This window comes from Streptacidiphilus neutrinimicus, from assembly GCF_000787815.1.
Lineage (GTDB): Bacteria > Actinomycetota > Actinomycetes > Streptomycetales > Streptomycetaceae > Streptacidiphilus > Streptacidiphilus neutrinimicus.
On the sequence record NZ_BBPO01000028.1, the window covers coordinates 76201 to 84724 of the forward strand.

The 8524-nt window shown below is 68.2% G+C and carries 7 protein-coding genes; 2 read left to right on the top strand and 5 right to left on the bottom strand.

The annotated features are described in order from the left end of the window. Nucleotides 1–4: 4 nt before the first annotated feature. From TR48_RS19290 to TR48_RS19300, 4 genes are all read right to left on the bottom strand, one after another. Nucleotides 5–1273 (bottom strand): lanthionine synthetase C family protein, encoded by a 1269-nt coding sequence (locus TR48_RS19290; RefSeq protein ID WP_042368923.1) that lies wholly within the window; start codon nucleotides 1271–1273, stop codon nucleotides 5–7. Continuing rightward, complete coding sequence (locus TR48_RS19295) at nucleotides 1240–4323, bottom strand: lantibiotic dehydratase (RefSeq protein WP_084729560.1); 3084 nt, start codon at nucleotides 4321–4323, stop codon at nucleotides 1240–1242. Before TR48_RS19295 ends, TR48_RS19290 begins: the two co-directional genes overlap by 34 nt. A gap of 99 nt (nucleotides 4324–4422) precedes the next feature. Next, nucleotides 4423–4584 carry an FxLD family lanthipeptide gene (locus TR48_RS40635; RefSeq protein ID WP_084729561.1) on the bottom strand — a complete coding sequence of 54 codons (162 nt, stop codon included), beginning with the start codon at nucleotides 4582–4584 and terminating at the stop codon, nucleotides 4423–4425. Nucleotides 4585–4877: 293 nt separating this feature from the next. Next, nucleotides 4878–5411 carry an ATP-binding protein gene (locus TR48_RS19300; protein ID WP_042368925.1) on the bottom strand — a complete coding sequence of 178 codons (534 nt, stop codon included), beginning with the start codon at nucleotides 5409–5411 and terminating at the stop codon, nucleotides 4878–4880. A gap of 408 nt (nucleotides 5412–5819) precedes the next feature. On the opposite strand from TR48_RS19300, the gene TR48_RS19305 reads away from it, so the two are divergent. Together TR48_RS19305 and TR48_RS19310 are read left to right on the top strand one after the other, a co-directional pair. After that, entirely contained in the window at nucleotides 5820–7205 is a 1386-nt protein-coding gene (locus TR48_RS19305) for an NsdA family TPR-like regulatory protein (RefSeq protein ID WP_084729562.1), read from the top strand. A 24-nt stretch (nucleotides 7206–7229) separates the two neighbouring features. Next, nucleotides 7230–7703, top strand: coding sequence for a TrmO family methyltransferase domain-containing protein (locus TR48_RS19310; protein ID WP_042368927.1), 474 nt, complete (start codon nucleotides 7230–7232; stop codon nucleotides 7701–7703). 86 nt (nucleotides 7704–7789) lie between these two features. Here the strand turns inward: TR48_RS19310 and TR48_RS46605 are convergent, their stop codons facing one another. Beyond that, nucleotides 7790–8338, bottom strand: a complete 549-nt coding sequence (locus TR48_RS46605; protein ID WP_084729563.1) for an ATP-binding protein — start codon at nucleotides 8336–8338, stop codon at nucleotides 7790–7792. Nucleotides 8339–8524: the final 186 nt, after the last annotated feature.

An 8524-nucleotide genomic window follows, 5' to 3' on the forward strand; every position in this document is an offset into this window, starting at 1 on the left:
TTCCTCACGCTGTGAGCAGGCTGGTGTCCCAGCAGGCATGGGTGTCCAGGGCGGCGAGGGCGATTCCGGCGACGCCTTCGAGCAGGCCGAGGCCCGTGTCGGCGGCGACCGCGGCGATGACCTCTTCGGGCTCGCGGGAGGGCTGGAGGGCGCGGTCGAGCAGTTCGGGGACGGCGGCTTGCAGCCGGATGCGGTTGGCCGGCAAGGCGTCGGTGGCGGCGCGGCAGGCCAGGTGCGCGAGTCCGGCGAAGCCGTGGCACAGTGATCCGTCGCCTGTGACGGCAAGGCGAGCCGGATCGGTGACAGCCTGGATGAGGGCGGTTTCCGCGGCGTGCTGACGGGCGTGGTCGGCCAGGGCGATGGCGGCAAGCTGCTGGGCCCGGGCCAGACCTGCGGCTCCGTAACACCATGAGGGCCGCATCAGCCCTTCGGGCTCCCAGCGCCCGGCCCGCAGGTCGTCCATGGTGATCCAATAGGGCCAGACGACGCCCCCTGGTGTCTCGGTGCCCCAGTAGTCCAGCCAGGCCAGGACGGTACTGATGGCGGCAAGCAGGCCGGGAACGCTGGTTCCGGCCCGCGTGGCGAGCCCCATCAAAGCGAGGGGGCCGCCGATACCGTGAGCGACGCCCGCATTGGCGTGACCGTAGGGGAATCGGTCATCGCTGAGTCCGGACGGTCCGGTCCATGTCCACCAGCCGGGAACGGTCTGTTCCCCAACGGTGAGCGGTTCGGTCAGGCGCACCAAGTAGCACAGGACTGCCGGGACAGCCTTGCTGGCCGGATGGTGGCGCAGCAGGTAGGCCCCGTATCCGGTGAGACCTCGGATGACGTCGAACTCGGCCAGCTCCGGGGGTCGCCCACTATCGATCCGGGCGTGGGCGGTGTCTACGCGCCGTAGGACGTCGGCTTCAATGGTGGTATTGAGCTGGTCCAGTGTCCGAGCGTAGGCGCCGGGGAAGTGGCCGGCGGCGTGTGCGAGGGCTGTGGCCAGGGCGGGGGTGCCGTGGAACGGGTGGCTGCTCTCGCCTCGGATCAGCGCCGTGTGGGTCGCGGCGGTCAGCCAGTCGTGGACACGCAGCCACGGCGCCCGGCCGGCGGCGGCGAGCTCGGTGTGGAGCAGGATGATGCCGGGGATGCCGTGCGCCAGGGACTGGCGCCACACGGAGTCGTCCATGCCAGCGGGCCTGTTGGGGACCGCGAGCAGGTCGGCCACGGTGTCCGCGAAGTCGAGCGGGCGGTTCACGAGGAGGCTCCCTTCGCCTTGGCGGTCCATGCCTTCGCGGCGGCACGGGCCAGGTAACGACATACGGCCTCCTCTTTGAAGTCGACGCCGATGTGGCGCACGAAGTGCGTATGCAGGAGAGATGCGAGGACGTCGTTCACGTCCACGCCCTGGGTGTCCGGGCCTGGCAGATGCCGTCGGTAGGCGGAGAGGGCCGAGTCCCTGTCGCGCCACGCGTCCACGATCGCGTCCCCGCCGGCTACGGTCCGCAGCGCCTGCCAGTCGTGCGAGGGATCGGCCAGGCGGACCGCGCTGGTGTACTGCGGCCTCGGCACTTGCTCCGGGGCGGCCGGGAGATGGTTGATCAGCCACTGCGTCCCGGCTTCGGTGCTGCCCAAGTATCCGGCCACGATGGCGAGCGTGTGCGCGGCGACCAAGGCGCGCTGGTCCGGGCGACGGCGCTGTCGAAGCTGCGCAAGTAGCGCCCGGGAGTCGGCCCGGAAGACCTCTTCCACCGCGGCATAGGCGGTGCCGGAGCCCCAGCGGCCGTGCTCCGCATATGAGCTGAGAAATCGCAGGTCTTTCAGCAACCCGGCTGTTCGTAACTCGTCCGCCCATGCGCTGACGGCTCGGGCGGCCTGGGGGAAGTCCCAGTGGTCGGACAGAGCGATGCGCAGCCGCAGGTGGTGGTCGGGGTCGCGGTAGCGGATGTACCACCACGGCGCCTCGTCGAGGCGGCCGAGTAGGTCCGACAGATGGTCCGACAGGATGACGTTCTGCCTGCGCTGGTCCCCATACAGGGCGGCCAGCAGAGTCCGTGAGGCGCCGGGGCTCTGGATCTGATCGACGGAGGCGAGCCTCGCCCGCGTGGGAACGGGTAGTCGAGGCCAGGGCGGCGCAGCGTCGGCCTTCAATGGGATGACGATCTCGTGAGGGCGGCCTTGGCACCAGCCAAAGCCCTGAGGTGCCTCGGTGAGCAGCACCGTAGCCGTGCGTCCCAGCTGGGAGCGCAGCAGATGGCGGTGGCCTGGGTGGTTGAGGTCGAGCGCGAGGAACTGGTCACCGTAGGTGAGGTGGACCCGGTCCGGCAGGCGACGCCGCGCCCTCCATTCGGCGAACCCGGCCTCCCAACACGCCAGGTCTCCTTGAGCTGCGGGGAGTTCGCAAGTGTTGAGTCGCCAGCGGGCGGGGGCGAGCACAGTGCGACCGTAACGCAGCCGCGGGAGGAACGGCATCCGCCGGGCCGCGCCCCAGTCGAAGACTGTGACCTGGGTTGCGACGGCTCGGCTGAGTTCGATCAGCAACCGGGCGAGCGGCGGCGTGTGTGTGCGCAGGGTCAAGGCGTTCATCGCCACCACCTCGATGCGCTTTCCCCACTTGGGGACGGCGAGGTAGAGCCGGCGTCCGTCGCATCCGACCGTCACGTCAGCGAGGCTCAGCGTCTGCTCGCCCCCAGCGCGGTGTTCGTCCAGGGTGAGAAGCAGTGGGAGGACCTGTGGGCTGCGGGCGATGTGCGCATTGCCCGGCAGAAGCGGAGGGAAGGAAAGCTGGACAGGCACCGTGCTCGCGTCCGAAGCGGGAAGCTCCCGCAGTTCCGCTTCGAAGGCTCGGCGGTCCTGCTCGTCGAGAACGGGAAGGAACCGTCCCACGGTGACTCCGACGCCGCGCGACACGCTCACGACGGCCAGCGAGAAGTGCCCGCGCTGCAGGTTTTCGATGCTGCTCGCGTGCACTTGTGCAATGAGTTCGAGGTGGGGTGGAAGCCGGAACGGGTCATTGCCGCGGCGCAGTCGCCTGACAAGGTGGTCGTCGACCAGGATCTCGTCGGAGCCGTCCAGCGCCGCGCACTGGGCCAGTTCGACCAGGACGTCGTCGCGTTCGCTCACCCGTGGCCGACGCGCATCCGAGACAGTGCCGAGATAGCCGTCCGGCAGACCGATACCGCTGTCGGCGACCACGTCCAGGATGGGGACCAGGGTGCCGATGCCGTACCGCTCGTAGAAGAGGTGGTGGTACTCCTTCATCTCAGGTGATCCGTACGGGGCAGTGCTGAGCTGGGCCAAGGCCATAGCAGCCTTCTCGGCCTCGCGTCCGACCAGCGCCGGAAGGACCAGGTCTGCGCCGAGACGAACGTCCACGGCCAGAGGATGCTCCACCTGGTCAGGTGCCAAGGCCCGCATCCGGTCAGCAAGAGGTCCCCGCCTGGTCGGCTCCCCGGTTTGAGCATTGCGGGCTTTCAGCTCTTCCTGGACCTCGTGAAGCTCCTTGATAAAGTCCGCTGCCGATTCGGTGGCTCCGGCGCCGAGGGCATCGAGCCGCGCCAGAAGGTGACCCAACGGGTCGGTGACCGTACTCGGCGCATGCAAGGCAGTGATCAACACCCGGTAGTTGATCAGCTGTCGAAGTAGCCGCTGCGTCGCGACACCGCCGACGGCGGGGAAGTCCGCGCGAAGCTTGCCTGCGAGCTCGCCCACGGTCACGGGGTGCCGGGCCGCGTCAACCACGAGCCGGACGGGACGTGACAGTCGCAACCGCGTCTCTGCCGCCCGTCCGGTACCGCTGTCACTCAGCTGGTACGGGACGACCAGGTGGTCGCCACAGATAGTCAGCGTGCTGTTGGCGACCACGGGTAGGTCCAGCAACAGCTCTTCTGCGCCTTCGAGGCGTTGTGTGATCGTGTTCAGCCAGGCGGACGAAGGGCTGATCCTGGCGTGCGTGTCACCCCACTCCGCGCAGGCCGATTGTTCGAATCTGGCCACTGCTACTCCGGCGAACCAGCCGAACGGCGTCGGACGGTGCTGTGCCCGCAAGAGGTACTTGGCCGCCGACTCCGCCGCCCGCCGAACATCCCGAGGCCGAGGCGCGGGGCTCACGCAGATTTCAAACAGCGCGGCTGTGAGGTCTGCGCTCGCTTGCTCCATCGCCTCGCGAAGCCGCGGGGTGTCCATCAAGGCTCGGAGCCAAGCGACTTGGGAGGCGGCTCCTGCTGTAGAGGTGTCGCCGAGGTCAGGCCATTCCTGATCGGGCACGGGCAGATTGGTCGCCGCGCGGACGAGCGCGACGGTCCCCGCACGGAAGGATGGGATCTGCGTGGCCTTCATGATCACCTCCGGTGGTGTCAGGCTGTTGGATTCGGTGGTGCCGTCGCGGAGTGAGGACCCGCCGCGACGGCACCGGTCAGCGTTGCCTGAGTCAGCGCATCAGGCGACGGTGCTGTTGCACGCTCCGCAGGTCGATCCGCAGCCGTCGTCGGTGACGTTGACCAGGCCGGCCGGGTCGGCGATCTCGACCTGGGTCACGTCCAGGTCGAAGACCTGCTCGATAGCCGCCTCGGGCTGCTGTGTCTTGGTGCTCGTGCTCACGGGGTTCTCCTCGTTCTCGAAGTTCTCCGCGCCGGTCGGAACGGAGGGTGATGCGCCCCGCTGCTTTTTGCGCGGGGAGTCAATTGACCGCAGCTTCCACAGGCCCTGAGCGCTGCCCTTGGCAGGCGGTACGGGGTCCGGACGGGTTTTTGCGAGGCTCCGCACTGGCCGCGCGGGGAAGGCGGGGGCGCGAAGCCTCCGAGGCAGAAGATCTGGCCCCGATCACGAGGCGCCTTTGCCTGGAGCCTTGGACCTTTCGAGCCCGCCCCTGGGCGCGTGCTCGACAGGAGCCGTCAGGCGGTCTGGGTCAAGGCGCGTACCCGAGGGCATGGGGCGGAGGCACGCATGCGGGCGCGCAGCTGCTCTCGGACGCGCTCGGCCAACCCTGGGGCCTGGGGGAGCGCGATCGTGGCCCATACGCGCTTACCGGTTTCGGTGGGCTCGATGCCCCACCGCGTAGCCAGCATGGCGACCAGGATCAGGCCACGTCCGCCCTCGCTCGGCTGGCCGTCCGAGTCTGAGCGGGAGCGCGAGTTGGGGGCGGGCTCGGGCGGTGTACCGTCGAGGACTTCCACGTACAGCTCGCCCCGACTGGGGGCAACCACGAGGCCGACGGTCAGGACCGGAACATTCGAAGTGTCGTAACGCACCGCGTTCGTGACGAGCTCGGAGACGATCAGCCGCACGTCGTCGTCCGCATCGGGAGCAAGCCCCAGATCCCAGGCCGTGAGCTTGGCGCTGATGCGGCGCCGCATCAGCGCTACCGAAGACGGGTCGCGAACCACGATCCACTTCCTCGTGAGCGCGCCATGGGGCGTGACCGTCATGCCTCGCCGCCCGGCTTCGTACGTGGGGTGAGCGGGTTGCCCTGCGCCTCTCCGGACGCCCGGCCGCGGGCACCAGGGGTCTGCGTACCCCGACCTGTACCGGGGGCGCGGCGGTTCCCAGGGCTGGGCTGACGGACCGCCCTCATCCGGGAGGCGGAAGTGGCCGCGACGCCGGCCGAGACTGTCGACGGAGCCGGACGGGAAGGACGGCGCAGGGTCGGGAACACGGGCTTCTCCTTGTCAGTGGACGAGGTGTCTTGGGCTTCAGACGCAGAAGAGTGACTGTCACTCACGGTGGCTATCTGGTAGCTACATTGAGGAAACCGCTGAACCCGGAGCGGGGGCACCCCGTCAAGGGCCTGCGTTTGGGGAAAACGGGGAAAGATCATCTTTGAGTTGTGAGGCGATGTGACTGGGAGGGGCGAACGCGGGACCAGGCTGTCCGCACTGCTCGCCGAGGCCGGGCTGTCGGACGCGGCCGCCGCTTCCGCGTTACGGCGGCTGGCCTCGGAAAGCGGGGCTGAGGAGCTTGCTTCGCTGTCCCGGTCCCACGTGTCGTACTGGGCACGGGGGACGGTCCCGTCTCATCCACGCGTCCCTGCACTGCTGTGCGAACTGCTGACCCGAGCTCTCGGTCGAACGGTGACCACCTTCGACCTCGCGATGGATCAGCGCTCGAAGAGCACCGCCGCCGACCTGTGGTCGGGCGATACTCTGGGCGCGCTGATCGACATCGGGAGACGCGACTTGAGCATGGACCGGCGCCACGCCCTCGGTGTTCTGGCGTTCCAGACAGCGGCACTCACGCTCCCCGGCGACTCGTGGTGGAGCGCCGTCGCCGCCGAGAGCCATGCCCGACAGCCCACAGGTCGTCGGGTGGGACAGGGTGATATCGAGGCGGTGCGGGACACCATCACGGCGTTCAGCCAGATCGACCAGCGGCGCGGAGGGGGCCACGCACGCACGGCAGTGGTTCAGTACCTGACCTCCGAGGTGGAGCCGCTGCTGCACGGGCGCTTCACGACCGACGCTCTCCGCGCGGAGATGTTCTCGGCGGCTGCGGAGCTGGCCTACCTGTCCGGCTGGATGTCCTTCGACGCCGGAGAGCACCCCATCGCCCAGCACTACCTCACGTGCGCCGTGAGGCTCGCCGCCGAGGCGGGCGACGGCCCCCTTGCTGGCCACATCCTGCGGGCCATGGCCCATCAGGCCAACGACCTGGGCCACCATCGCGCCGCCCAGCGCGTCGCTGCAGCATCCCTTGAGGCCGATCGCTACCAGCGTGCGAGCTACCGCGAACGCGCGCTGCTTCGGGTCGTCCACGCACGTACCCTCGCCTCCACCGGCGACTCCAAAGGCGCCGCGGCGGCACTGACGGCGGCCGAGGACGCCCTGGCAAGAGCCGCTGGCGAGGAGGAGCCCCAGCGGGTGTGGTTCTTTACCGAGGCGAGCCTCGCTCATGAGACTGCCTGCACACTGCGCGACCTCGGCGACCTGGACGGGGCGGTCCGCGAGTTCCGCCGCAGCACTCGGACACGGGGTGCCGCTTTTCCGCGCACGCATGCTGTGACCCTCGGCTACCTCGGCGAGATCCAGGCCCGTCAGGGCAACCTCGAGCAAGCCTGCGCCACCTGGTCGCGGGCACTCGAACTCATGGAGGGCATCCGTTCCGGCCGCACCATCAGCACGGCCCGGAAAATGCGGAGCGCGCTGTCGCCCTACAGGGGACGTGGAGTGCGAGCCGCTCAGGCCGTCGATGCGCGAGCCGCCTCCTATCTCGAATACGCCGTCTGACCGCCGCTGACCGAGGAGACTCCGATGGATCACTTTCAGATCAACGCTGTGGCCTACGTGATCAACGGACGGCCAGAGGTAAGCGACGACTTCTGGGGGGAGGTGCCCTCCATCATCCGGCTCCGCGACGACCTGCCGGAAAGCACCCTCGCTGGCCTGGATGAGTTCAGCCACCTCCAGGTCGTATTCAAGTTTCACCTCGCCTCCCCCGAAGACGTACATCTCGGCGCCAGGTCGCCACGCAACGACCCGCGCTGGGAACCGAGCGGCACCTTCGCGCACCGAAACCACCGAAGGCCCGCTCAGATCGGCATCTCGCACCCGCGCCTTCTCAAGGTGGAGGGCCGTGACCTGCACGTCGTCGACCTCGACGCGGTAGATGGCACACCGGTTCTCGACATCGCTCCGTGGTTCGCCGAATTCGGGCCACGCGGCGAGGTCCGCCAACCCGGCTGGCCCACAGAGATGCTGGCCAACTACTGGGCAAGGTCTTCCTGATCGGTATCCCGGCTCACGCTTCTCACTGACGACGTCAGCCGCGCAAACGCTTCCGGTGAGGGGCGTTTGTCCGGGAGGAGATACCCTTAGGAAGACGTGCTTCGGAGCGGGTTGCGGTGTCCGAAGGCGATGAAGACGGCCTTTCCTAGTGCGGTTCGTTTCGCCGAGAGGCACCCGTCGAAGAGGCAACTCAGAAGGCTCAGCCCTCGTCCGCGCTCATGCATCGACTCCGGCCCCAACGCTTCCTGGCCGTTTGTCTTGTCCGGTTCGCCGAGCGGTCGCAGGGCTGTCGGCGGGAGTTCCCGGCTACTGTCGTGGCATTCGAGGACGTGTTCAGACCCGTCGCTCATCAGCCTTAGTTCATAGGGACCGGCGGCATGTTCTGTAGCGTTGGCTACGAGCTCGGATGCGGCCAGCAGCACGTTGTCCACGAGATCGTCATCGAGACCCAGCCGAAGAAGCTCAGGGCGCAACCTCAGGCGTGCAAGACGAGTGGGGTGGACTGTGTCGGTGCTCCATCTGAGAACAGTCACCCACGCGGTTCCTGTCTGCGCGTTCATGTCGCGCTCCAGAAAAGCAATGGGCGGGCGTGTCGGCCTTGGCGTCGGTGCCGTCCGTGGCCAGGGCGTAGGCATGAGCGCGTGTCCTGTGCGACGAGCCCGACGTTAAAGGGGCTGAACCGCAATGTGTCGAGCATGACGAGCAGGACGAGCATGAACACCTCGGGCCTCCGATCCAGGCTGGGCGGACCACCACAACACCCTGACCAGCTCAATAAGGGCCAGGGGTCTCCCGAAGAGACTTCCGCAAACACCGAAGCA

Excerpts from the sequence above, each read along its gene's own strand:
- TR48_RS19300 (WP_042368925.1), bottom strand. The coding sequence starts at position 5,411 with ATGACGGTCACGCCCCATGGCGCGCTCACGAGGAAGTGGATCGTGGTT.
- TR48_RS19310 (WP_042368927.1), top strand. The coding sequence starts at position 7,230 with ATGGATCACTTTCAGATCAACGCTGTGGCCTACGTGATCAACGGACGG.
- TR48_RS46605 (WP_084729563.1), bottom strand. The coding sequence starts at position 8,338 with ATGCCTACGCCCTGGCCACGGACGGCACCGACGCCAAGGCCGACACGC.
- TR48_RS19295 (WP_084729560.1), bottom strand. The coding sequence starts at position 4,323 with ATGAAGGCCACGCAGATCCCATCCTTCCGTGCGGGGACCGTCGCGCTC.
- TR48_RS19290 (WP_042368923.1), bottom strand. The coding sequence starts at position 1,273 with ATGGACCGCCAAGGCGAAGGGAGCCTCCTCGTGAACCGCCCGCTCGAC.